This is a genomic window from Chryseobacterium phosphatilyticum, from assembly GCF_002899825.2.
In the GTDB taxonomy this organism is placed as follows: Bacteria; Bacteroidota; Bacteroidia; order Flavobacteriales; family Weeksellaceae; genus Chryseobacterium; species Chryseobacterium phosphatilyticum.
The window spans coordinates 220,759-244,036 of sequence record NZ_PPED02000005.1 but is presented as its reverse complement, the minus strand read 5'-3'; the positions used below and the strand labels follow the sequence as shown (position 1 = coordinate 244,036).

Annotated in this window: 24 protein-coding genes; 7 read left to right on the top strand and 17 right to left on the bottom strand. The window is 35.5% G+C overall.

All coding sequences use genetic code 11. The annotated features are described in order from the left end of the window. The first annotated feature begins 10 nt into the window (after window positions 1-10). A complete protein-coding gene (locus C1631_RS19810) occupies window positions 11-655 on the top strand; it encodes a SanA/YdcF family protein (protein WP_103246584.1) in 645 nt (214 codons plus the stop codon). Between the two features lie 300 nt (window positions 656-955). Then, on the top strand, window positions 956-1,924 hold the full coding sequence (trpS, locus tag C1631_RS19805) for a tryptophan--tRNA ligase (protein WP_109713814.1): 969 nt from the start codon (window positions 956-958) through the stop codon (window positions 1,922-1,924). A gap of 60 nt (window positions 1,925-1,984) precedes the next feature. Here trpS and C1631_RS19800 read toward each other — a convergent pair whose 3' ends face one another. The 9 genes from C1631_RS19800 to C1631_RS19760 all read right to left on the bottom strand — a co-directional run bounded on the left by C1631_RS19800 (window position 1,985) and on the right by C1631_RS19760 (window position 9,791). Further along, window positions 1,985-3,289, bottom strand: a complete 1,305-nt coding sequence (locus C1631_RS19800; protein ID WP_109713812.1) for a sensor histidine kinase — start codon at window positions 3,287-3,289, stop codon at window positions 1,985-1,987. Then, complete coding sequence (locus C1631_RS19795; protein WP_103246619.1) at window positions 3,289-3,960, bottom strand: response regulator transcription factor; 672 nt, start codon at window positions 3,958-3,960, stop codon at window positions 3,289-3,291. Before C1631_RS19795 ends, C1631_RS19800 begins: the two co-directional genes overlap by 1 nt. A 183-nt stretch (window positions 3,961-4,143) precedes the next feature. Further along, window positions 4,144-4,350 (bottom strand): PepSY-like domain-containing protein, encoded by a 207-nt coding sequence (locus C1631_RS19790; RefSeq protein ID WP_103246587.1) that lies wholly within the window; start codon window positions 4,348-4,350, stop codon window positions 4,144-4,146. 35 nt (window positions 4,351-4,385) lie between these two features. Next, on the bottom strand, window positions 4,386-4,835 hold the full coding sequence (locus C1631_RS19785; protein WP_103246588.1) for a PepSY-like domain-containing protein: 450 nt from the start codon (window positions 4,833-4,835) through the stop codon (window positions 4,386-4,388). Between the two features lie 230 nt (window positions 4,836-5,065). Beyond that, the gene (locus C1631_RS19780; protein ID WP_103246589.1) at window positions 5,066-5,761 is read right to left on the bottom strand and encodes a YjjG family noncanonical pyrimidine nucleotidase; all 696 of its coding nucleotides are present in this window, start codon (window positions 5,759-5,761) and stop codon (window positions 5,066-5,068) included. A gap of 202 nt (window positions 5,762-5,963) precedes the next feature. After that, window positions 5,964-6,554, bottom strand: coding sequence for an RNA polymerase sigma factor (locus C1631_RS19775; RefSeq protein ID WP_103246620.1), 591 nt, complete (start codon window positions 6,552-6,554; stop codon window positions 5,964-5,966). Window positions 6,555-6,749: 195 nt separating this feature from the next. Continuing rightward, window positions 6,750-7,241: a hypothetical protein gene (locus C1631_RS19770; RefSeq protein ID WP_103246590.1), complete on the bottom strand. Its 492-nt coding sequence runs from the start codon at window positions 7,239-7,241 to the stop codon at window positions 6,750-6,752. 82 nt (window positions 7,242-7,323) lie between these two features. Beyond that, a complete protein-coding gene (gene metK, locus C1631_RS19765) occupies window positions 7,324-8,604 on the bottom strand; it encodes a methionine adenosyltransferase (RefSeq protein WP_103246591.1) in 1,281 nt (426 codons plus the stop codon). Window positions 8,605-8,840: 236 nt separating this feature from the next. Continuing rightward, the gene (locus C1631_RS19760; protein ID WP_103246592.1) at window positions 8,841-9,791 is read right to left on the bottom strand and encodes a LysR substrate-binding domain-containing protein; all 951 of its coding nucleotides are present in this window, start codon (window positions 9,789-9,791) and stop codon (window positions 8,841-8,843) included. A 129-nt stretch (window positions 9,792-9,920) separates the two neighbouring features. On the opposite strand from C1631_RS19760, the gene C1631_RS19755 reads away from it, so the two are divergent. The 5 genes from C1631_RS19755 to C1631_RS19735 all read left to right on the top strand — a co-directional run bounded on the left by C1631_RS19755 (window position 9,921) and on the right by C1631_RS19735 (window position 14,192). Continuing rightward, window positions 9,921-11,408 carry a catalase gene (locus C1631_RS19755; protein WP_103246593.1) on the top strand — a complete coding sequence of 496 codons (1,488 nt, stop codon included), beginning with the start codon at window positions 9,921-9,923 and terminating at the stop codon, window positions 11,406-11,408. Between the two features lie 105 nt (window positions 11,409-11,513). Continuing rightward, window positions 11,514-12,281, top strand: coding sequence for an enoyl-CoA hydratase-related protein (locus tag C1631_RS19750; protein WP_103246594.1), 768 nt, complete (start codon window positions 11,514-11,516; stop codon window positions 12,279-12,281). Window positions 12,282-12,332: 51 nt separating this feature from the next. Then, window positions 12,333-12,755 (top strand): deoxycytidylate deaminase, encoded by a 423-nt coding sequence (locus tag C1631_RS19745; protein ID WP_002983800.1) that lies wholly within the window; start codon window positions 12,333-12,335, stop codon window positions 12,753-12,755. Window positions 12,756-12,761: 6 nt separating this feature from the next. Beyond that, window positions 12,762-13,676, top strand: a complete 915-nt coding sequence (gene xerD, locus C1631_RS19740; protein ID WP_103246595.1) for a site-specific tyrosine recombinase XerD — start codon at window positions 12,762-12,764, stop codon at window positions 13,674-13,676. Window positions 13,677-13,679: 3 nt separating this feature from the next. Then, on the top strand, window positions 13,680-14,192 hold the full coding sequence (locus C1631_RS19735; RefSeq protein ID WP_103246596.1) for an NUDIX hydrolase: 513 nt from the start codon (window positions 13,680-13,682) through the stop codon (window positions 14,190-14,192). A 127-nt stretch (window positions 14,193-14,319) separates the two neighbouring features. Here C1631_RS19735 and C1631_RS19730 read toward each other — a convergent pair whose 3' ends face one another. The 8 genes from C1631_RS19730 to C1631_RS19695 form a co-directional block, all read right to left on the bottom strand. Then, window positions 14,320-14,778, bottom strand: a complete 459-nt coding sequence (locus C1631_RS19730) for a heme-binding domain-containing protein (protein WP_103246597.1) — start codon at window positions 14,776-14,778, stop codon at window positions 14,320-14,322. A 2-nt stretch (window positions 14,779-14,780) separates the two neighbouring features. Next, window positions 14,781-16,562: an Ig-like domain-containing domain gene (locus C1631_RS19725; protein ID WP_103246598.1), complete on the bottom strand. Its 1,782-nt coding sequence runs from the start codon at window positions 16,560-16,562 to the stop codon at window positions 14,781-14,783. Between the two features lie 25 nt (window positions 16,563-16,587). Further along, on the bottom strand, window positions 16,588-17,850 hold the full coding sequence (locus tag C1631_RS19720; protein ID WP_109713810.1) for a serine hydrolase domain-containing protein: 1,263 nt from the start codon (window positions 17,848-17,850) through the stop codon (window positions 16,588-16,590). Between the two features lie 203 nt (window positions 17,851-18,053). Further along, complete coding sequence (locus tag C1631_RS19715) at window positions 18,054-18,983, bottom strand: 2-hydroxyacid dehydrogenase (protein WP_103246600.1); 930 nt, start codon at window positions 18,981-18,983, stop codon at window positions 18,054-18,056. 45 nt (window positions 18,984-19,028) lie between these two features. Further along, window positions 19,029-19,415 carry a GxxExxY protein gene (locus tag C1631_RS19710; protein WP_103246621.1) on the bottom strand — a complete coding sequence of 129 codons (387 nt, stop codon included), beginning with the start codon at window positions 19,413-19,415 and terminating at the stop codon, window positions 19,029-19,031. 75 nt (window positions 19,416-19,490) lie between these two features. Then, window positions 19,491-20,033, bottom strand: a complete 543-nt coding sequence (locus C1631_RS19705) for an acyl-CoA thioesterase (RefSeq protein WP_103246601.1) — start codon at window positions 20,031-20,033, stop codon at window positions 19,491-19,493. Further along, window positions 20,021-20,773: an HU domain-containing protein gene (locus C1631_RS19700; protein WP_103246602.1), complete on the bottom strand. Its 753-nt coding sequence runs from the start codon at window positions 20,771-20,773 to the stop codon at window positions 20,021-20,023. The genes C1631_RS19705 and C1631_RS19700 overlap by 13 nt, the downstream gene beginning before the upstream one ends. 173 nt (window positions 20,774-20,946) lie before the next feature. Further along, a complete protein-coding gene (locus C1631_RS19695; RefSeq protein WP_103246603.1) occupies window positions 20,947-23,082 on the bottom strand; it encodes a TonB-dependent receptor in 2,136 nt (711 codons plus the stop codon). Between the last annotated feature and the right edge of the window lie 196 nt (window positions 23,083-23,278).

Sequence of the window (23,278 nt, the reverse complement as noted above, 5' to 3'; positions counted from 1 at the left end):
TATTTTTCGAATGAGAAAAACAATCAAAAATATTCTTAAATTTTTCCTGCTTCTATTTGTGGCAGGAATTATTTTTATTGCCTTGGCAAATTACAGTATCAAAAAAGACAGCGAAGCATTTGTGTCTTATAATATAGCTGATGTTCCTGAAACTAAAACCGCCCTCTTGCTGGGAACCGGAAAAGTATTAAGCAATGGGATGCCAAATGCCTATTTTTATAATAGAATTAAAGCCGCCACCGATCTTTTTAAAAGCGGAAAAATCCAATACATCATTGTAAGCGGAGATAACAGTACAAAAGATTATAATGAGCCGGAAGATATGCAGCTTGCTTTGGTTCAACAAGGAGTTCCCCAGGATCATATTATTTTGGATCATGCGGGATTCAGGACATTGGATTCTGTGGTGAGAGCCAAAGATATTTTTGGACAAACCAAACTGGTGATTATTTCTCAGAAATTCCACAATGAAAGAGCCGTTTTTCTGGCCAGAAAAAATGGAATGGAAGCCTTCGGGTATAATGCAGCGGATGTAAATAAATACGCGGGATTAAAAACGAACTTGAGAGAATATTTTGCTAAAGCCAAAGTGTATTGGGATCTTCTTTTCGGAGTAGAACCGAAATTCGGAGGAGAGAAGATTGTGATTCCTTAATTTTTTTTACCACAGATTTTCGAGGATTTCCATGGATTATTAGGGATAAGCCTAGCGAATCTGCGAGATTATATGAAATTGTAAGGCGGGCTAAAGCCCACCTCTACTGATGTAGCTGAGTACATATTGAAATTTGGCAACAATATCTTTTAATCTTTTAATCTTTTAATCTTTTAATCTTTTAATCTTTTAATCTTTTAATCTTTTAATCTTTTAATCTTTTAATCTTTTTAATTCTTTATTCCACGCAAACCTTGTAAATTTGCAATTCATTAATTTTTAAATATAAATTTTAAACAAATGTCAAGAATTCTTACCGGCATTCAAGCCACCGGAACCCCCCATCTTGGAAATTTGCTTGGGGCAATCATTCCTGCAATCGAACTTTCTAAGCAGGAAGGAAATGAATCATTTTTATTTATTGCGAATCTTCATACACTTACCCAGATAAAAGATGCGCAGACTTTAAGACAAAACACCTACGAGATTGCTGCGGCTTGGCTTGCTTGTGGGTTAGATACTGAAAAAACATTCTTCTACAGACAAAGTGATATCGCTGAAACCTGTGAACTATCTTGGCATTTATCATGTTTTTTTCCTTATCAAAGATTAACATTGGCTCATTCATTTAAGGATAAAGCGGATCGCCTTCAGGATGTGAATGCGGGGCTGTTTACCTATCCTATTTTGATGGCTGCAGATATTTTATTATATGATGCGGAGATTGTTCCTGTAGGAAAAGACCAGCTTCAGCATTTGGAAATTGCAAGGGATGTAGCATCAAGATTTAATAACCAGATGGGCGAAGTTTTGGTATTACCACAAGCTGAACTTCAGCAGGACACTAAATATGTTCCGGGAACCGATGGCCGTAAGATGTCTAAATCTATGGGAAATATTATCAATATTTTCTTACCTGAAAAAGAATTGAAAAAACAGGTCATGAGCATTGAATCAGATTCTAAATCTTTAGAAGAACCTAAAGATCCTGAAACGGATAAAACCTTCCAGATCTATGAATTGATTGCAACTTCAGAGCAGACAGAAGAATTGAGAGCAAAATATCTTGCCGGGAACTTTGGATACGGACACGCTAAAAAGGAGCTTTTAGATTTGATTCTTGTTCGTTTTGCCAAAGAAAGAGAAACTTTCTCTTATTATATGAACAACCTTGATGAGCTGGAAGCAAAACTACAGCAAGGAGCAGAGAAAACAAGACCCATTGCAATGGAAACTCTTAAAAGAGTAAGAACAAGCTTAGGATTTTAATACTGAGTTTTTATAGATAAGAAAACGGCTGTCTCAAGTGAGATAGCCGTTATTTTTTTGTTACTCTTTATAATCAGAGTATAATATTCTATTCTTCGTAAGGATGAAATAGTGCATTGCACCTTCAAATTCGTAGCTGATGTCCCATCCCGGATATTGTTTGATAATCGTTTTAATGATAGACAATCCCAAACCGGTAGACCCATGGTCAGTACCCTGTTTATAGAAGCGATTAAAAATTTTAGATGAGTCTAAAGCTACATTTGATCCGCTATTTTGGAATGTTATTCTGTCATTTTCAATCATAATATTCAAAATTCCATCTTCATTATTATACTTAATTGCATTTTTAAGAAGATTGGAGAGGAGAATATCTGCCAGATCCTGATTAAAATCTGCTACAAAAATTCCTTTTTCCATAATACTGACTTCTACATTTTTGAATGCAATAAAATCTTCATAGTTCTCAACAAGCTTAGTAATCTTTCCATTAAAATCCACTCCTGAAGTTTTATTAAACTGGCTGTTTTCAATTTTGGAAAGCATAAGTAGTGATTTATTCAGCCCTACCATTCTTCTGAGGTCATTTTTCACTTCAGAAAGCAGGTTCATGTTCTTTTCATCAAGGTCTTCGTTTTGAATTTGCAGATCTATTTTATTGATAACGATGGCCAGAGGAGTCTGAAGCTCATGAGAAGCATTTTCAATGAATTGTTTCTGCTGATAAAATACAAGCTCGTTTCGTTCAATCATTTCATCAATTTCTACATTCAATTCTTCAAATTCTGTAATTGAATAACTTTGAGGTTCCCGGGAAGAATGGACCCCGAACTGATATTTTTTTAATTTATCCAAAATAAGATAAAACGGTTGCATTGCCTTATTAAGGAGATATCCGTTTACCACCACAATACTTATCACTAAAAGAAGATACAGCACAATCAATGCTGTAGTCAGGTCATAGATCAATTCATCTTCTTCAACTGTAGAAGTCCTGATAACAAGTCTCTGGTGGTTTTTATACTGATCGATGAAATCTGCTTCGAGTACCCGATAAGGCTGATCTTTATCGTCGTACTCCATATAATACATTTTATTATAGAGCCTGCTTTTATTTTTATAATCGCCTGCAGCAATGGGATTGATTTTAAATTCATTAAATCCAAACTCATTATTTTTCAGAAGCTGAGGATTAAGATACACTGCTTTAATGATCTGTATCTTTCGGTCTCTTAGGCCGTCATCGACATTATCATGTACTTCGTCCAGGATATAGGCATAAAACAATCCTGCCCATACTGCAATAATCAGCAGAAGGATCATGATAAGATATTTTATTGTGTAATATTTTAACGAAACTTTCATCAGACAAATTTATATCCTATTCCATATACGGCTTGAAAATCAGCTTCAGCATTGAATGTTTTTAATTTTTTACGAAGATTTTTAATCTGTGAGTAAATAAAATCAAGACTATCTGCCTGATCGATATAATCTCCCCATATTGCTTCAGCAAGAGTCGTTTTCTGTAATGTCTTTTCCGGATGAATGACAAAGTAATATAAAAGATCATACTCTTTACGATTCAGTATAAGTTCATCTTCTCCTACCATCACCTTTCTGCTTTCCGGATCGATACTAATATTTTTATATTTAATAATATTTTCGCCATCCTGATGATTTCGTCTGATCACAGATTTGATTCTTGCCATCAGTTCTGCAAGGTGAAAAGGTTTGGCGAGGTAGTCATCTGCTCCAACTTCTAGTCCTGTTACTTTATCATCTACTGAATCTTTGGCAGAAAGGATAATCACAGGATCTTTTTTGTGCATTTTTTTAATTTCTTTCAGCAGGTCAATACCGTTCCCGTCCGGAAGCATAATATCCAAAAGAATACAATCATATTCATAGGAAATAATTTTTTCCAGCCCGGAATGATAGGTATCGGCATATTCTACAATAAAGTGCTCTGCTTCCAGAAATTTCTGCACCGTATTCTTCAATTCTGGTTCGTCTTCTACTATTAAAATCTTCATATGCGTGATTTGAGCCACTGCGACAGGATTAAACTTATGCCAAATATATAAAATTATGGGGAAGGCCTGATCCCACTACGAAAGCATTATCAGAATAAGTGTAATATGATAAAGCACCCATAAAAAATCAAGGATCCGTAAATAATCACCGGATTCCACCTTCAAGCTTTCTTTCATGAATGATTAATGTGTTTTTATAAAACTTCCATTGGCATCGAAAACCAGACTTATACCACTCATCAATTCAATTTTATAGGCATTATATTTCTTTTCAATGGATTGAACCACGCTGCATGGATAATGCATTGTCATAAAAGACACAATATTCTTTCTGATCTTATGGGAAGATGTTTTTCTTCCGTTATTTCTTATTAAGCTCCAATTAACCATGATGTTTATATTTTTTGTATTAATTGTTATTTTGATTAGTCATCAATTTTTTTAAAATTCCCGTTTCTGTCAAATTCCAGCTCTAATCCGTTGGAAAGTTCTGTCTTGTACGACCATCTCTTTTTTTCAATCTTAATAATAAATGTATTGGGGAAGTTTTTAGTTGAATAATTTTTAATGGATGCAGGGATAAAACCGTAGGGTATTTTCTGATGCTTCCCGTCTACTTCTTTCCAACTTCCTTTACTATCAAATTCCATTTTCATTCCATTGTTCAGATACACCTTATATTCATCTACACCATAGATTTCTCTGTCTTCAATAGCAGAACTTACAGGAATTCCTTTAAAATGGGTATACAAAAAGGTTTTTGCTGTCTTAGGCAGCTGATTTGCTGATATTGCTCTATCCTGTGCCGATAAAACCCCTCCTATTAATAAAAATATGAGCATGAATGCTCCCGTGATTTTCTTTACATTTTTCATAATATTACGTTTTTCTGTTATTATTATGAAGCAAAGATCAGAATCAATTTGGGAAAGAATTGGGAAAAATAATCCCGTACATAATAAATGGCTTAAAACCTGATTTTACCTAAGGTATAGGTGAATAATCTCAGAATTTCCTTTTCTAAACGCATTAAAACAAAAAAACCACTAAGATGATCTTAATGGCTTATATATACTTTATTAATCAGACTTTGCAGTCTTATATTTTATAAGTACTCTTTAATCTGCTGAAGATGAGTAATGGCCTTTAGCCCTTCTTTCTGCTTGTCTTCTTTATAGACATCAAAAAAGATGGCATCCATTCCGAAATCTGTAGCTCCCATTGCATCGGCAATCCAGTCGTCCCCAATAAGAATACTCTCCTCCTTTCTGGCTTCCGAAAGCCCTAAAGAATATTCAAAAATCTTAGGATTAGGCTTCCTTACTCCTATGGCATCTGCACTGGTAATGGTTTTAAAATAATGGGCAATTCCTGATAATGTACATTTCCTTTCTGTTACCTCCTGAAAACCATTGGAAATGATATGTAAAGTATAATTCTTAGCCTTTAAATAGTCAAGAATATCTTCCGCTCCTTCCACTAATTCATTATAACTTACAATATTGTCCAGAAAATGTTCTTCAAAATAAAGAGAAAGCTCTTTATTTTCTACACCGAAATGTTTGAATGAATCATAAAAACGGTGTTCTCTCAAATACTCTTTGCCTATGATTCCATCTCTTATCTTTTCCCATAATTCTTCGTTGATATCATGGTAAACATTGTGAAATTCTTCAAAGTCAATATGATACTTCGAACTAATCTCCTGTTTCTCGAAAAGATCTTTGATGGTGAGATAGGCATTTCTGCGATGATCCCAGAGCGTGTTGTCCAGGTCAAAAAAAACATGCTGCATTTTCATACAGCACAAAGTTAATAATTTTAATTTTTTGAAATAGGATAATTCTTGCTCTTGCTTTTCACAATTTCAATACTTTTAGAAAAATTGAGCAAAAAATCGATGGTTTGCTTTTTAGGTTTCAAAGTTTTCACTTTTAAGGAGTCATTTTTTTTCATAAGCGAAGTATGTTTTCCTTAAAACGTGAAATTTTACGAAATATTATTTACCTGGTTAATATTATGTTATTTTCGTCCATGATTTTTCTCAGGTTGATCAGCGCATATCGTACTCTTCCTAATGTGGTATTAATACTCATATCCGTATGATCAGCAATTTCTTTGAAACTTAGTCCGTCAAAAAACCTTAATTTAATTACCTCCTGCTGATTCAACGGAAGAAATTGCAGCATTTTTAGCAAATCTTCCTGAATCTGATTGGTCACCAACTGGTCCTCAATGTTTTCCGAAGGCTCCCTGATCAGATCAAAAATAGAATATTCATCAGTTTCAAAAGTCGTTTCAGAAACTTTGATATTTTTGGCTTTTGACCGGAAATGATCAATGATTAAATTGTGAGAAATTCTTTTTGCCCAAAGAATAAATTTGCCTTCTTCGTTATAGCGTCCTTCTTTCAGCATTACAATAATCTTCATGAAAGTATCCTGAAAAATATCGTTGGCTAAATCTTCATCATTAATTTTGTAAAAAATGAATGTAAAAAGTTCTCTCTGATGGCGATGAATAAGGGTTGATAACGCTTCTTCATCACCTTTCTGGTAAAGCGAAATTAGTAAACTATCCGATTTTGATTTCATAACTCTTCTCAATATAACATTTGTAGACAGGTATCCTTCCAGATATGTCATCTGGTTCTATCTGTAAATACAAAACAGTTTTAGAGTAGAGTCTCTTCGATAGGCTGGTACAAATTATATTATGATGTAAATATAATAATTTTTTAATAACTGTTAACCTATTATTAAATTTTCACAATAAAAATTTAAAAAAAATCACTTAAACATGTCATGAATGAAGACTGTAGGGATATTTAATGTAAAATTAATATTCAGTCCCTTCATTTCTTTACCGTTTAAACGGGTATCTCCAATAGGAAAGGCATACCCTCCTGTAAGGTCCAGCATTCCAAACAAGGTTACTCCTATTTTGGGAGCGATATATTTATTGGTTCCTTCAGCCCCTACCAGAAAGTAGTAAGAGTGATAAAAATCTACATTTTTCTCAAAATTAAGAAGTACATCAGCCTGAAGTTTAGGCATAATAGCAAATCTGGAATCTGCAGCCCCCATCAGAGCAGAACCTCCCAATCTGTAAATTACATCATCGTTTTTCAGGAAAAGCAATTTACCTCCTAATTCTCCAAAACTCTGATTTTGGTAAGTATATCCCACGCTAATCATTTTATGCATGGTATATTGAGCCTTTACAAGTGTGCCCAGAAAAAAAAGGGAAAGTATTGCAACTGCTGTTCGAAAATTCATCATCTCTTAATTAATTAAAGTGTAAAATTAAAAAAAACTGCCTTATCAGAAGATAAAGCAGCTCATTTATTCTGTAAAGAAAAAATTAAATTCCGAATGCGGCTTTAATTTCTTCTACTTTGTCTAATTTTTCCCAAGTAAAGAATTCCAGATCTTTCAATGTAAGCTCATTTTTATGGCCTTTATTGAATGTCTTATCTGCAACATAATGTTCTTTACCCATGTGACCATAAGAAGCTGTTTCCTGGTAGATAGGGTTTCTTAGTTTCAGATTTTGCTCAATAGCATAAGGTCTTAAATCAAAAATAGCAGATACTTTTTTAGCAATATCACCATCATGAAGATCTACTTTTGCTGTTCCATAGGTATTAATATACAAACCACATGGCTCAGCAACTCCGATTGCATAAGAAACCTGTACTAAAACTTCGTCAGCAACTCCTGCCGCTACCAGATTCTTTGCAATATGTCTTGTTGCGTAAGCAGCACTTCTATCTACTTTTGAAGGATCTTTTCCTGAGAAAGCACCACCACCGTGAGCTCCTTTTCCTCCGTAAGTATCAACAATGATTTTTCTGCCTGTAAGACCAGTATCACCATGAGGTCCTCCGATTACGAATTTACCTGTTGGATTGATGTGATATTTGATCTGATCATTGAATAAGGCTTTGATTTCTTCAGTCTGTTGTGCAACAACTCTGGGAACCAGAATATTTTTAATATCCTCACGGATTTTGTTCAACATTTCTTCTTCAGCTCCAAAATCATCGTGCTGTGTAGAAACTACGATAGAGTCAATTCTGATGGGCTTGTGATCATCAGAATATTCAATAGTCACCTGACTCTTTGCATCAGGGCGAAGATAAGTAATCTCTTTATTTTCTCTTCTGATAGCAGAAAGTTCTTTAAGAATGGTATGTGCCAAATCTAAAGCAAGAGGCATATAGTTTGCCGTCTCATTTGTAGCGTAACCAAACATCATTCCCTGGTCACCTGCTCCCTGTGCATTTGCTCTCGCCTCGAAAGATTCATCAATAACAGCTCTGTCAACTCCCTGATTGATATCAGGAGACTGCTCATGGATTGCAGAGATCACACCGCATGAATCTCCGTTAAACATATATTCTCCTTTTGTATATCCGATTCCGTTAATTACTTCTCTGGCGATTGTTTGTACATCAAGGTAAGCATCAGATTTTACTTCTCCTGCCAACACTACCTGTCCGGTAGTCACAAGAGTTTCACATGCTACTTTTGAATTTTTATCATATGCTAGAAAGTTGTCAATTAATGCATCCGAAATCTGATCTGCAATTTTATCCGGGTGTCCTTCTGAAACTGACTCAGACGTAAATAAATAAGACATATTATTCTTTGTTTTTTAGATTAAAAAATATATTGTCGAAGAAAAACATGAATAATATGGCCCGAAAAAAGAATACTGTTTTAGCATATTTTTATAGAGGTTGCAATCAGGTCAAATTTTTCCTCGTTAATAAACGTCAGCAAATTTAAGCACTATTTTCTTAATACTCAAAAATTTTGTTTATTAATTATAATTTTCTTTAAATTAATGATTTATCTCACTTTAAAGCCTTTCTTTTATTGTGGCTTTATGCTTACAAATTCTTTCGGACTTTCGTGATAATTCAATTTAAGTTGTAAAGAATTTTTGATTGAATGGGATAATTCATCAATGATTTTCTGCTTAAAAGTCGGCTTATAATAAATAATACTGATCTCTCTGTATGGGAAAGGTTTTTTGAATCTGAAGACATTCTTTTTCTGTTCTTCTGAAAGTTGGCTTAACGCCAGCTCAGGCAGAATACTTATTCCTCCTACTTTGTCTACCATGTGCACCAAAGTCTGGATATTAGAAGCCAGGAAGTCAAGATTTTTAGGTTTTAAAGTATTCTCTTTAAGGTGGCAAATATTTTCGAACTGATTTCTCAAACAGTTTCCTTCTTCAAGCAACCACACTTTTTCTACATTAAGCTCTTCCGGAATAATATAAGAATTCTTTTTATTGGCCTCAGTGTTAGAGCTGTAAATCATTAATTCTTCATTGAATAAGAAGTCCTGATAAAATTCATTGGCAGTATCATAAGGTGTTGAGATAATCCCGGCATCCAGTTCTCCGGCTTTTAAAGCCTTAATGATATTATCCGTTGTCATTTCTTTTACATTCATCTGAATCTTCGGATTCTCTTCAAGGAACTTAAAGATCTCTGTAGGCAGGATAAAAGAAGAAACTGTAGGGATGATTCCCAGGTTCAGCGTACCCCCTAAAATATTATTCAAAAGATTGGCTTTGTTTTTCAACTCATTGACAGATTCTATGATCACCTTTGCCTGATCAATGATCTGAAGTCCCACATCTGTAGTACGAATCGGGTGTGTTGTTCTATCAAAAACTTTCACATCCAGTTCGTCCTCAAATTTCTGTATCATAGCACTTAACGTAGGCTGAGTAATGAAGCATGCCTGAGCTGCTTTGCCAAAATGTTTATACTTATCGACAGCGATAAGATATTCCAGTTGCTGAATGTTCATTTGATTAATATTATCTATTACAAAGATATGATGTTTTTGTTATAAGCAATTAAAAATTCAGGTAAATTTGATAATCCTTACCTTTACAGTGGTATTTAGAAATAGAAAACAATTATTCAAATCATCAATATGGATTCTAAAAAATTAACGTTAAGTAACGGCGCGCCTTATTTTGAGCATCAGGATTCCCAGACGGTAGGACCAAGAGGCCCGGTATTGCTGCAGGATTTTGTTCTACAGGAAAACCTAGCCCATTTCGTTAGGGAAAGAATTCCTGAAAGAATTGTACACGCCAAAGGAAGTGGAGCTTACGGAACATTCACCGTAACGCATGATATCAGCCAGTATACTAAAGCAAAATTATTTTCAAAAGTAGGAAACTCATGCAGAATGTTTGCGAGATTCTCTACGGTTGGAGGAGAAAAAGGAAGTGCAGATACCGCAAGAGACCCAAGAGGTTTTGCATTAAAATTTTATACAGAAGATGGAAACTGGGATCTTGTAGGAAATAATACTCCGGTATTCTTTATTAAAGATGCCAAAAAATTCCCGGACTTTATCCATACCCAAAAAAGAGTTCCAAAAACCAATTTAAAAAGTGCCACCATGATGTGGGATTTCTGGAGCTTAAATCCAGAATCTCTTCACCAGGTACTTATTTTAATGTCAGACAGAGGAACTCCTTACGGTTACAGACATATGCATGGCTTCGGATCTCATACTTTCTCTATGATTAATGATAAGAATGAAAGAATATGGGTCAAGTTTCATTTCAAAACGAAACAGGGAGTAAAAAATTTCACTGATGAAGAGGCTGTAAAGATGTCAGGAGAAAATCCTGACTTTGCCCAGGAAGATCTTTGCAATGCTATTGAAAATGGAGATTTTCCAAAATGGACATTGTACATCCAGGTAATGACGGAAGAGGAGGCAAAAGACTTCAGATGGAACCCTTTTGATGTCACTAAAGTATGGTTCCATGATGATTTTCCTTTGATTGAGGTAGGAGAAATGGAGCTGAATGAGATTCCTGTGAATTACTTTGCTCATGTTGAGCAATCTACCTTTTCACCAAGCAACCTCATCAACGGAATCAGTTTTTCACCTGACAAAATGCTTCAGGGAAGATTATTTTCATATCCGGATGCCCACCGATACAGAGTGGGAGTCAATGCCCACCACCTGGAAGTAAACAGATGTCCTTTCGCTGTCAATAATTACCAGAGAGATGGCTATATGGCAGATTCAAGCCAATATCAGGATAAGCCCAATTATTTCCCGAATAGCTTTGATGACACCCAGGCAGATGCATCGTACAAAAATTTTGAATATGAGCTAGACAGTGCTCATGTCGCCAACTACAACAGAAATGAGAATGACAGTGATCATTATACTCAACCAGGATTATTGTATTCAAAAGCAATGAATGCTGAAGAGCGGGATCATCTGATCAAAAATATTGTCGGAAGCATGAAAGGCATCAGCGGTCCTAAGAAAGATGAGATTATCAACAGACAATTATGTCACTTTTTCCGCGCCAATATAGAACTTGGCATGAAAGTAGCTTCTCAACTAAATGTCAATATTGATGCAAATATGATGAATCACTCTAAATAATCAGATTGAACAATAAAATAAAAAAAAGGAAAAAAAAATAATATTTTTTCCTTTTTTTTGTAAAAAATTCATAATTTGCAAGGGATGATATTTTAAAGTGGAAAAATGAGTTACGAAAATATATTATTAAAAAAGGAAGATAAATTATCTATCATTACTATAAATAGACCTGAGAGTTTAAATGCATTAAATGCAAAAACAATTCAGGAGATCAGTACTGCCCTGGATGAGCTTTCTTCAGACAATTCCTGCAGAGTAATCATTCTTACAGGAAGCGGAGAAAAGTCTTTTGTAGCTGGTGCTGACATCAAAGAATTCAGTGATTTCGGACAGGAAAGAGCTGAGGAATTAGCGAGAAACGGACAAAATAGTTTGTTCAACAAAATAGAAAATATGCCTAAACCCGTTATTGCAGCCGTAAACGGTTTTGCTCTGGGTGGAGGATTAGAACTTGCCATGGCATGCCATATCAGATATGCATCGGAGAACGCCAGATTAGGGCTTCCGGAAGTAACTTTGGGACTTATCCCGGGGTACGGAGGAACTCAAAGGCTTCCGAAGCTTGTAGGAAAAGGTATTGCCAACGAAATGATCTTCTCAGCCAAAATGATCGTTGCTCAAAAAGCAAAAGAGATCGGATTGGTGAATGAAGTATACCCTATTCAAGAATTATTAACCAAAACGAAAGAATTAGCGAACACGATTGCCCACAATTCACCAATGGCAATATCCAAGGCGATAAACGCCGTGAATCTATCGGACACGGATAAAGGTTTTGAAACTGAAATCAAGTATTTCGGAGAACTTTTTGAAATGGACGATAAGAAAGAAGGAGTAACAGCTTTCCTTGAGAAAAGAAAGCCTAACTTCTAAACTTTCAAAACTTTTAATCCAAATTATTTCGACAAAAACTGATGCTGCGGTATGAATAAGTTTGACAAGGCTTATCTAAAAATGGCCCAGGAATGGGCAAAACTCTCCTACTGTAAGAGAAAACAGGTAGGAGCTCTTATCGTAAAAGATAGGATGATTATTTCAGATGGCTACAACGGGACTCCTTCGGGATTCGAAAACTGCTGTGAAGATGAAGAGGGAAAAACGCACTGGTACGTATTGCATGCGGAAGCTAATGCTATTTTAAAGCTGGCTGCTTCTACTCAATCTGCAAAAGGAGCAACGTTATATCTAACGCTGTCACCATGCAAAGAGTGTAGTAAGCTCATTTTGCAGGCGGGAATTACAAGACTGGTGTATATCAATGAGTATTCGGACGATGATGGGATATCGTTCCTGAGAAACCATAATATTGAAATAGAACAAATATCGGACTGTGAACTAAAAAAATAAGCACAAATGACTTGGGATGAAAAGATCAAAGATTTTGAAATATTTCTTCGTTTCGAAAGAAATTTTTCAGACAATACTCTCGACGCTTATGTTCGGGATATTAAAAAACTAAAAGATTACGCAGAAGAAGATCTGGCAAACGTCGGCCCAGACTCTATCGGTTATGAAAACCTGCAGGAATACATTTTCAATCTTTCAAAACAGAAATTCAGTGAAAGGTCTCAGGCAAGGTGGATATCTTCCATAAAAGCCTTTTTCAAATTTCTTCTTGAGGATGAATTTCGTGAGGATAATCCCGCAGCGTTACTTGAAGGCCCTAAACTAGGGTTGTATCTACCTGATACCTTAAGTTTACCTGATATCAACAGAATTATTGCCGCCATTGAAATCAATACTGATCTTGGTAAAAGAAACCATTGCATCATTGAAGTATTGTATGGTTGCGGACTCCGCGTTTCTGAGCTGATTGATTTGAAAATATCAAACATCAACTTCAAAGAACAGTATATTAAAATCCACGGAAAAGGAAACAAAACCCGTTTCGTTCCTTTGGCTGATTATACGGCAGAAATGTTGGAGAGTTATATCAAAGAGGTAAGATCTAAAGGTAAAATCAATAAAAAATATGAAGACACTTTATTCTTAAACAGCCGTGGTACTTCCATGTCAAGAGTAATTGTATTTCTTATTATTAAAGAACTTACTGACAAAGCAGGGGTCAACAAGAAAATATCTCCACACACATTCAGACATTCCTTTGCGACGCATTTGTTGCAAAACGGTGCAGATCTTCGTTATATTCAGGAAATGCTGGGACACTCCAGTATTACCACTACGGAAATCTATACTCACCTGAAAACTGAAGAATTAAGAGATGTTATTTTGAGTTATCACCCGAGAAATATTAATGTTACTCAATAACAAATGAAATTATTGAAATATTGCCCAAGCTGTGGCAAAGAATCTCTGCATTGGGATGGGGAAAAGAAATGGAGCTGTCCCGAATGTGGTTTTACACTTTATAATAATGTAGCAGGAGCGGTGGCCGTAGTCATCAGGTGTGGTGAAGAAATCTATCTTACCCGAAGAAACAGGGATCCTAAAAAGGGAAAACTGGATCTGGCAGGAGGATTTGTAGACCCAAAAGAAAGTGCCGAAGAAACGTGTAAAAGAGAGCTTTTTGAAGAACTTCAGCTGGATATTGATATTTCAAACCTGACCTACCTTACAAGTCTTCCCAACATTTATCAATACAAAGAGATTGATTACAATACCATTGATCTTTTTTATGAATACAATGTTTCGGAAAAGTTTGAGGTAAACCTTGAACTTTCAGAGATCTCAGAAGCAGTATGGATTCCTTTACAGGAACTCAATCTTGAAGATATTGCTTTTGATTCTCAGAAAAAGTTTTTTGAAGGGTACCTAAAGAAATAATTTTTCTATATATTCTCTTGCAGATTTTGCAGATCCGGCAGAAGATTATGATTTTATAATCTGCTTAATGTGCAAAATCTGCAAGAGATTTTTTTTTGACTAAAAATAACTTTAGAAATTTCTGGAGTTAATAAGTTTTAGATTTCAGCATTTCATCAAAATACTGAATAAGTAACGTTCTTTCTGCCTGTGAAAGGTTAGCTTCCTGATGATAAACTATATAACCAGGCAGTGGCATTGTCTTATGTTTGAGTGCTTCAATAGATCTATCAAGCATATTCTCTTTTAATTCCTTATTGTATGTACCCCAAATAGAAAAATTAAGCCGTTGACGTCCATCATTCACATGACTTTTTACAGACCACGAAATAGGTGCGATATAAGCATATTTAGGATAAACTGTTTCATTCGAATGACAATCATAACATGCATTTTTAAGCAATGTTCTTACTTTTTCTGGAGCAGCCTTTGCTTCAACAAAATTTACTTTGGAGTCCACAGGTTGATTCACTCTGTCGATTGGAACAAACTGAATCAGAGCAAAAGTCACTAAAGTCCAGAAGAATATTTTTTTAGCCGTCTTCATATTTATTTTACAGGAGTTAAAATCGCATTACCGGATTTCAATTCTTTTTTTGCTTCTTGTTTCACTGTTTCTTTTTCTTCCGTGGCCGAAGTAGGAGGCGCAGGCGTCTCCGGTGCCGGAGGAGGAGCAGCTCCCTTAGGATTATCCAATGTTCTGGTATCTTTCAGATCCCAGTCTTCACGCGTTTCCCATAATCCTCTAACCACAGCCTTTTTGTAGAAAACATAAGCATCTTCAGCAAATGTTTCATTGGCAAAATCTGCTTCGTCCCAATATTTGTTTTCATTATTATCAACCAATATCCTTATAAAATATTCGCCAGGTTTCAGGATATCAAACTTCACTTTATCTCCTTTTGTATACTTTTGATAAGCAACTTTCTCCGAAGAATCCAATAACTGAATCCAATAGCTTGAAGCCGGCGCGTTAGTTAATGAAAATTCAAGACTTCCAAACTGGTCTATCTTTTCAACATCAAAGTCAAAACGTTTAGATTGCCCATTTCTGGCATAGAAGGATGATACCGTTTCTTTAGGAACAGTAAGCTGGTATTTTTTCCCATTGACAAAGTCTGACTGTACCACAATCAGATAAGGGTTTGTATCGGAAATTTTAGCCGTAAATTCCTGAGTGGTTAAACTATCACTTTTCAGTACCCATTTTGAAGGATCAATCTTATCAACAATGTAATTGGATAGAATTCTAAAGTCTGACTTGGGCGCCAAAGAACCACCGCCGTTGTCACTGTTGATATCCATTCCATTTTTCTTATTGTATTTATAAAATAATGAAACCGTGTATATGCTGTCTTTTTTGGGACCTAAATTATGGGTAAACATAAGCTTTTCAGCAGCCTCCTGCCCTATATTGTCTTTCACAGCGTCAAACCAAATTCTGACGGAATCTGACTTAGGACGATGAGTTACTTTTATATCTTTAAGCTTATCGGTCGCTGATTCTACTTTTACGTCATCCGGATGTCCTTCAAATGTCATCAGAACACCCCCTGAAATTTCTTTCATTTCCGAATATTTCACAGGCTTTTTGGATGGATAAACTTTTAAGTTAAGTCCGGAAATTGATTTTTCAATATCAATCGCCTCTTTTTGAAATCCGATCTTTTCTTTTCCCGGATCATAGATAGAATTACCGTTCTCATCATCAAAAGCAATGATCTTATATTTTCCCGGCGACAGATAATTCAGTTCATAATATCCGTCCTCGTCCACTTTGGTAATATAATAAGGCTTCTGCTTGTAGTTCATAGTATCTTTTACCTGATACAATCCTACAACCAGTTTATTTTCATTAGTTCCGGTTTTTTTCTTTATTTCCATTGCATCTTTGATCTCTCCGCTTACATAGAGGTCATCCAGTTTGTCCCCGGTAGAGAATGCAAAGTTGAAATAGCGTAAAATGTTAGATTCATTATTATCTACAATGGAATTTCCAAAATTGAAATTATAGGTGGTGTTCGCCTGAAGGGTATCTGCCCATTGAATAAGGACAAATTTATTAGCGATATTTGATGGAAGTATTCTTTTAATATTTTTAATGGGAGGAGAGATAATCAGGTTTTTATTGATATCTTTCAAAGTAACATATTCATCAAAATCCAGTCGAAGTTCGTGAATATCTCTTTTGACATTGATTCTTGTTGTATCAATATTTGAACTTAAAAATCTGGGAGCCAGAGTATCTTTAGGCCCTCCTACAGGAGACCCTACCCTTGCACACGAATGCACAAGAAAACAGATGACGAATAATAAAAGAAACCTTTTCATGAAAATGTTTGAGCAAAAGTAAACATTATTCTCCAAAAACCTCGTGTCCGGAATTCAAAGTATCTTTTCCGTCACTCATGACACTATGAAGTTTATCTTTCTGCACAGGGAAATCCTCAAATAATCCGGACAATGCCAATGCTGTATATACTTTATTTGAATATTTATTTCCAATGGCTACAATGGTAACTTTTGATTTCAGCAAGTGAGCAAATACAGAGTTTGTACCATGCCACCATCCGTTGTGGTAAGTAAGTTTTTCACCGTTATCAAATATTTTCATTCTGAAACCAAGCCCATAATTATTCATTCCTGCTTTTTCGTTGCTGTAAGGAGTGAATACCATTTGCATCAAATCAGGTTTCAGGAAATCTTTTGAAAACATTGCTTTTGAGAAGTTGTATAAATCTCTCGGCGTTGTATACACATTTTTATCACCATAAATCAAATCCAATCTATCCAGCGGATACAATTTGTTGCCACCGTAATAAAAAGATTGTGAAGCAGTAGGAATATCTTTTTCCTGGAAGATATAGGTATTATCCATTTTTAATGGTGTAAATACCATTTCTTTCATAGCTTGTGGAAAAGGGGTTTTTGTAACTTTTTCGATCAGCAATGCCAGCAAAGCAAAGTTGGTGTTACAGTACATAAATCCTGTGTCAGTATCTCTTGCCAGATCAGGTTTATATTTGATGATCATATTCAAAATATCCTGATTGGTAACAAATTGTTTTGACAGTTCTGCCGGGGCAGGTTGTATTTTAGTAATAAAGTACTCGTATTTCGGGAGGCCACTTCTTTGATCCAATAAGGTCTGAACAGTTACATTAGGATAAGGAAATCCGGGAAAGTATTGAGTAAGGGGATCTGAAAGCTTTATTTTTCCTGCTTCCACCAGTTTCATCATTGCCATTGCGGTCAATGTTTTAGATACGGAAGCAACATGTAACGGGGTATTTTTATCAATTGGCATTTGATTCCCCTCTCTTCCAAAGCCTCTGTAATTTTCGTATAAAATTTCATCACCTTTTGCAACCAGTATTCCACCGCTAAGATCACTTCCTTCCCATACTTTTTTATAATACTGATCAATATAGCTTACCAAAAACTGTTTGTTTGAAAGCAAACCATCACCTTTGGTGAAAACGTGGCCCAGGTCAACATTTCCGTAGTTAGGGAGGTTGGTTGCATTTTCAACTGCAGCTTCTTTAGCTTCAGATTTGTTTTTGCAGGAAAAAAAGGATAATAAAACTGTTACAAGGAATACTAAATTACGCGTCTTCATGAGATTCAAAAATGAGCGGCAATTTAATAAAACTCAAAAATAAATTGTAAATATGGAAGGGATATTATGAATTATTTAACATAGATGGTCGGAAAGGTTAAATTGCAAAGGAGAAATGGACAAGACAAAAAAATCAGAAATAGTAGATTTAAACTTTTCTGATTTTATTTTGTTTCAATTTTGAATTTTATCCGCTTATTATTCTAGCAAAATGACGTTACAATTTTATCAACAATGAATTGTGCCAGCTTCTCCTTACTCTGGTGAGTCCAACCGGCAATATGCGGGGTAACAATAGCTTTTTCTGAATTCAGGAGATAATGCAGATCTTCATTCTCTGTGTCAATATTCTCAAAGGATGATTTTTCATATTCCAAAACATCCAGACAAGCTCCTTTTACTTTTCCTGATTTCAAAGCTTCAACCAGACTTTTCGTTTTTACATTCTTTCCTCTTGCTGTATTGATAAAATAAAAGTTATTTTTCATTTCTGAAATAAATATCTCATCAATCATATAGTTGGTTTCCGGAGTAAGTGGAATATGCAAACTTAATACTTCTGCAGATCGCTTTAATTCATCCAAACTCACTTGAGTGGCATATTCATCGGCAAGCCCCGGAAGAATATCATGGAAGATAACCTTACATCCGAAACCTGAAAGTCTTTTCGCTGTAGCCTTCCCCATATTTCCGTATCCGATCAGCCCAACTGTTTTACCAAGCAATTCATCTCCTCTGTTCTCTTCACGCTTCCAGATCCCGTTTTTCACTTCCTGAGAAGCAATAAAAAGCCTGTTCATGATGACCAGCAACATTCCCACAACGTGTTCCGCTACAGAATCTCTGTTTCCTTCCGGAGAGTTGATAAGCTGGATTCCCAGTTTTTCTGCAACAGGAATATCAATATTCTCCATTCCGGCTCCTACTCTGGCAATAAACTTCAGATTTTTACCTTTCTCCAGAAATTTTTCATTTAAAGGAATCCGGCTTCTTATAATGATCCCGTCATAATTCCCGATTTTATCACAAACCTCATCATAGGATGAAGTAAAATCTTCTTCCAATATAAAGTTTTGTGCTAAAAGCTGTTCGGTAATAAGGGGATGGTTTTTATCTAAAAGAAGTATTTTCATAATTTTAAACACAAATGACACAAATTATTTCACAAATAACACGAATTATAATGTTCCGTTGATAACTCTTTTTACTCCGTTTTTGAATTGAATTGTATTAAAATTAACCAGCATTCCAAGTTTACAATTGCTCAAACGAAGATAGGTAAGTATTTGAGCCAAATGGATATCATTTAATGACTCAGTAGATTTTATTTCAAGTACAAATTTTTTCTCAATCAGAAAATCCAGTCTATAGCCTGCATTTAATTTTACTTCATTATAAATCAATGGCATAGGCTTTTGTTTTTCTATAAAAAGACCTTGTTTACTCAATTCGTAAAACATACATTCTTCATAGGCACTTTCCAAAAGTCCCGGACCTAAAGTTTTATGAACAAGATAACCTGCCTCGTAAACAATTTTTGATATGTCATTCTCTGAAATATCCATTTTGTCATTTTTCCCAGCACAAATCATTTGTGAAAATTTGTGCCGGACATTTGTGTAATTCGCGTTTTAAAAAAATTATTTTTTATCTTTCTTCGGTTCCTGTGGCTCCTGGAATAATTTTTTAAGCTCTACAGATTCCAATGGTTTCATTCTTCCGGAAAGGATCAATGACAGCTCTTTTCTGCGGAATGCTGCAGCATATCTTTCTTTTTCTTCTTCGGTTTCCGGAATCATATCAGGAATAGGAATAGGACGATTGAACTCATCTACAGCAACGAAGGTATAGATCCCAGAATTGGTATGAATCTTTTTCTGATTAATGGGATCGTCAGACCAAACATCTACATACACCTCCATAGAAGTAGAGAATGCTCTGGAAACTTTAGATTCTAAAACCACCACTCCTCCTTCAGGAATCGGATGATTAAAAGAAACATGATTCACAGAAGCCGTTACCACTCTTCTTTCACAGTGTCTTGCTGCCGAAATAGATGCACATCGATCCATTTTTGCTAAAAGCTCACCACCAAAAAGGTTTCGCAGAGAGTTGGTTTCGTTCGGAAGAACAATATTAGTCATAATGGTCAGAGATTCTGACGCTTTTTTTATTTTTGCCATTTATTCTTAGTGTTGTTTCGGGTAGCCGGAACAGTTTTTGTTCCTTGTACAGCAGGTTTTACCAATGAATCTTTTTTTAGTGAATCTGAAACAGGAGTTTTCGGTGTATGAACCATCACTTTGATGGTATCTTTTACAATTCTATGGGTAGAAGTCTGAACAGAAACCTTATTAAAGGATTTTTTTCCAAAAAGAAGCTCCTGTTGAGTAAAAGCAAAGTATATAATACCAAGAACCGGAATGATTAACAAGAAAATCCAAAGAATCGATTTATTGAATTTATAATCTTTCTCCCTTTTTTCTAAAGTCTTTACTTTTTCCCCATTATTGATATCCGAAAAGCGAATCTCCTCCAATCCATAAAAATCAGGATGACCTGCTTCAACTCTATTTCCTTTGAAATGAGTATGTCCTTCCTCTATAAAGATTGTGCCAAGGCTTTGAATTTCAAGAATCTGTTCCGCCTGAAGCTTTTTCTTCCAAAAATCAGTCTGGATTTTAAGATCACTTTTAGAAGCTTCCAAAGACATCTGTTTTTGCGTTGCAATAAAAGCAGCCAGTTCATCGGTCTGTACTTCATAATCAATTGCAAATTTGATCTCACTCGCCGGAGGGAGTATACTTCCGTTTTCAGAATTGATAATTGCCTTAGAATTCTTCAGAGAAAACACCCCAAAGCCTGGAACCGTGGCGATTCCATATTGTTTCAAATATTCTAAAATATATGCTGAAATATTCATTTGGCGACAAATTTATAACTTTTTCACGACTTTTGAAGACATTTAATCTGATATAAAAAAAGACCACCGAAGCAGTCTTTTGATTATTCTTTATTAAAATGGGCTTCTCATTCATTATACTCAATCTCTTTGAGGGCAAATTTGACAATTCCCTTATTTACTTTTTTAACCAACTACTGAATCTTCCAGCTGATCCCGAACATAAAGTTGGTTCCCGCCTGTGAAAAGTAGTACGGTTCACCGCTATATACGGCTCCGTTATTTACATATTTTTTATTAAAGAGATTATTCACCAATAACTTCAATGCCACTTCATTTTTTGCAATTTTAAATTGATATTGCGCATTAAAGTCTGTCAGGATATAATCTTTAAGTTGTACATTTTTATCTTCCGTATTATCCAGGTACTGCTTGCCGACATACTGATTCATTAAAGCAAACTGGAAATTATGAGAAGGTTTAAAGGTTATTCCTAAATTGGCAACAACATCCGGAGAAAATGAAATCTGTGTATTTCCCAGATTTTTAACCTCTTTCTTGTTCTTCATATTGAAGTCGATATTTCTGTTCTGGCTCAAACTCACATTTCCGGAAACCTCCCATTGTTTAGATAATTTTGCCAACAGACCAATCTCAATTCCTCGTCTATAACTTTTCCCTGAGTTTGTTCTGATAAAAGCCCCCACATTATTCAATTGTCCATTAAGTACCAGCTGATTCACATAGTACATGTAGTATAAGTTTGCCGTTACAGATAAGAATCCGAATTGTTTCTCCAATCCCGCCTCAAAATCATGAAGCTTTTCTGCTTTTACACTGTTATCTGCTGTTAAATCATCCCTGTTGGGTTCACGATGTGCATGGGCATAGGATAAAAATATCTTTCCGTTTCCTATTTTATAGTTCACTCCTGCTTTAGGATTAAAAAACAACCAGTCCTTCTTGATATTTCCTCCTTCACCATCACCATCCAACAGGATCTTCGTATCATAATTAATTGCTCTGAGCTGTAAATCTCCGAAAAATTCAAAATCACTCACTCTTACCAAAGCTTTTGCGAAACCTGCTGCTTCACTTTTTACAGAACGTCCTCTATAATATTCGTACTCATCAATTTGAGGAAAATATACACCGGTAACATTTCCAAAATGCTTACCATAGTATTGATTGGCCACTATCCCGAAATTAAGATCCATATTTTCAAACCTTCCATAAAGGGTAGAAACCAGTCCATAGAAATGATTATCCAGCCATTTTTTTCTGATGAAGTCTGTTTTCTCAACAGGAGTACCATTGACAATCGGTGCAGTCAGATTATAGTTAGAGTAATGGATGGCATCCACATCTGTTTCATCTACTCTGGTATAATTTTCATAATATCCTTTTCCCCTGGTATAATGTAAAGTGGTTTCTAAATTCCATGTATCATTGAATTTTTGTTCCCAAAGAAACTGATAGTGGTTCTGGCGATAATTGTCGGTTTCGCCATCATAATATTTCGTTTCCCCGGTAAAGAGATCTACATATTCTCCTGCAGAATTATATTTCGGATCAGTCTCCCAGGTTTTTCTGCTGATTCCGTTCCAGGCCTGGTACGTCCTTTCTTTTCCTCCAAATGCCATCAGACGTAATCTGGTTTTACCTTCTTCAAATAAAGCGGTAAAATTGTAGGAATGCAGATTGGTGGAGGCTCTGTCGATGTATCCGTCGGAGTGAATATGAGAATATCTACCCATCACAGAAAGTCTGTTTTTCCAGAATTTCCCGGTTCCTATTTCCGCAGAATATTTGTATGTATTGAATGATCCGTAACTATCATCTGTTTTAAAATAGAATTTATCCTCAGGATCTTTGGAAATAACATTAATACTGGCTCCAAAAGATGACGCACCATTATTAGAAGTCCCCACCCCTCTTTGTATCACGATCTGAGATGCAGAGCTTGTTAAATCAGGAACATTCACAAAAAAAGCACCCTGGCTTTCTGCATCATTAAACGGCACCCCGTTCATCATCACATTAATTCCTCTTCCGGCTACCCCACGAATCCTGATTCCTGTATAGCCAACCCCGTTTCCGGCGTCTGAGGTAGAAATAACTGACGTTTGATTTTTCAAAAGGATAGGAAGATCCTGTCCCATATTTTTACCATCTAAATCTTTCTGAACATTGATGATTTCCTTAGCAACAGGAAGTCTTTTGGTAAAGTTGACCGCTTCAATTTCCCTGATTTTCAGAGAATCCTTGTTTTGAGCCTGGATAAAGGCAACAGAGCCTACACTAAGCCCTAAAAAAAATAAACCTTTCATTCTATAAATCTTTGACATTTAATGAATAAAAGGGGATCGATAAGATATTATACAATTCGACTCATGACCGTCGATGTGTCCCTAAACAGCATTATCTGTTCCAGGTTCATTGGGTATAATCTCAGCCTGTTAAAGCACCCCTTTATTTCAGCTGCAAAATTACAAAAAATATATGAGATGAATGAGATGCGGAATT

Bases quoted from the DNA above. Each gene is read 5' to 3' on its own strand.
- C1631_RS19810 (WP_103246584.1), top strand. From the start codon at position 11: ATGAGAAAAACAATCAAAAATATTCTTAAATTTTTCCTGCTTCTATTT.
- C1631_RS19775 (WP_103246620.1), bottom strand. From the start codon at position 6,554: ATGAAATCAAAATCGGATAGTTTACTAATTTCGCTTTACCAGAAAGGT.
- C1631_RS19795 (WP_103246619.1), bottom strand. From the start codon at position 3,960: ATGAAGATTTTAATAGTAGAAGACGAACCAGAATTGAAGAATACGGTG.
- C1631_RS19700 (WP_103246602.1), bottom strand. From the start codon at position 20,773: ATGAATATTTCAGCATATATTTTAGAATATTTGAAACAATATGGAATC.
- C1631_RS19785 (WP_103246588.1), bottom strand. From the start codon at position 4,835: ATGAAAAATGTAAAGAAAATCACGGGAGCATTCATGCTCATATTTTTA.
- xerD (WP_103246595.1), top strand. From the start codon at position 12,762: ATGACTTGGGATGAAAAGATCAAAGATTTTGAAATATTTCTTCGTTTC.
- metK (WP_103246591.1), bottom strand. From the start codon at position 8,604: ATGTCTTATTTATTTACGTCTGAGTCAGTTTCAGAAGGACACCCGGAT.
- C1631_RS19725 (WP_103246598.1), bottom strand. From the start codon at position 16,562: ATGAAAAGGTTTCTTTTATTATTCGTCATCTGTTTTCTTGTGCATTCG.
- C1631_RS19760 (WP_103246592.1), bottom strand. From the start codon at position 9,791: ATGAACATTCAGCAACTGGAATATCTTATCGCTGTCGATAAGTATAAA.
- C1631_RS19715 (WP_103246600.1), bottom strand. From the start codon at position 18,983: ATGAAAATACTTCTTTTAGATAAAAACCATCCCCTTATTACCGAACAG.
- C1631_RS19800 (WP_109713812.1), bottom strand. From the start codon at position 3,289: ATGAAAGTTTCGTTAAAATATTACACAATAAAATATCTTATCATGATC.
- C1631_RS19720 (WP_109713810.1), bottom strand. From the start codon at position 17,850: ATGAAGACGCGTAATTTAGTATTCCTTGTAACAGTTTTATTATCCTTT.
- C1631_RS19790 (WP_103246587.1), bottom strand. From the start codon at position 4,350: ATGGTTAATTGGAGCTTAATAAGAAATAACGGAAGAAAAACATCTTCC.
- C1631_RS19705 (WP_103246601.1), bottom strand. From the start codon at position 20,033: ATGGCAAAAATAAAAAAAGCGTCAGAATCTCTGACCATTATGACTAAT.
- C1631_RS19780 (WP_103246589.1), bottom strand. From the start codon at position 5,761: ATGAAAATGCAGCATGTTTTTTTTGACCTGGACAACACGCTCTGGGAT.
- C1631_RS19695 (WP_103246603.1), bottom strand. From the start codon at position 23,082: ATGAAAGGTTTATTTTTTTTAGGGCTTAGTGTAGGCTCTGTTGCCTTT.
- C1631_RS19730 (WP_103246597.1), bottom strand. From the start codon at position 14,778: ATGAAGACGGCTAAAAAAATATTCTTCTGGACTTTAGTGACTTTTGCT.
- C1631_RS19770 (WP_103246590.1), bottom strand. From the start codon at position 7,241: ATGATGAATTTTCGAACAGCAGTTGCAATACTTTCCCTTTTTTTTCTG.
- C1631_RS19710 (WP_103246621.1), bottom strand. From the start codon at position 19,415: ATGGATATTTCAGAGAATGACATATCAAAAATTGTTTACGAGGCAGGT.
- trpS (WP_109713814.1), top strand. From the start codon at position 956: ATGTCAAGAATTCTTACCGGCATTCAAGCCACCGGAACCCCCCATCTT.
- C1631_RS19750 (WP_103246594.1), top strand. From the start codon at position 11,514: ATGAGTTACGAAAATATATTATTAAAAAAGGAAGATAAATTATCTATC.
- C1631_RS19755 (WP_103246593.1), top strand. From the start codon at position 9,921: ATGGATTCTAAAAAATTAACGTTAAGTAACGGCGCGCCTTATTTTGAG.
- C1631_RS19745 (WP_002983800.1), top strand. From the start codon at position 12,333: ATGAATAAGTTTGACAAGGCTTATCTAAAAATGGCCCAGGAATGGGCA.
- C1631_RS19735 (WP_103246596.1), top strand. From the start codon at position 13,680: ATGAAATTATTGAAATATTGCCCAAGCTGTGGCAAAGAATCTCTGCAT.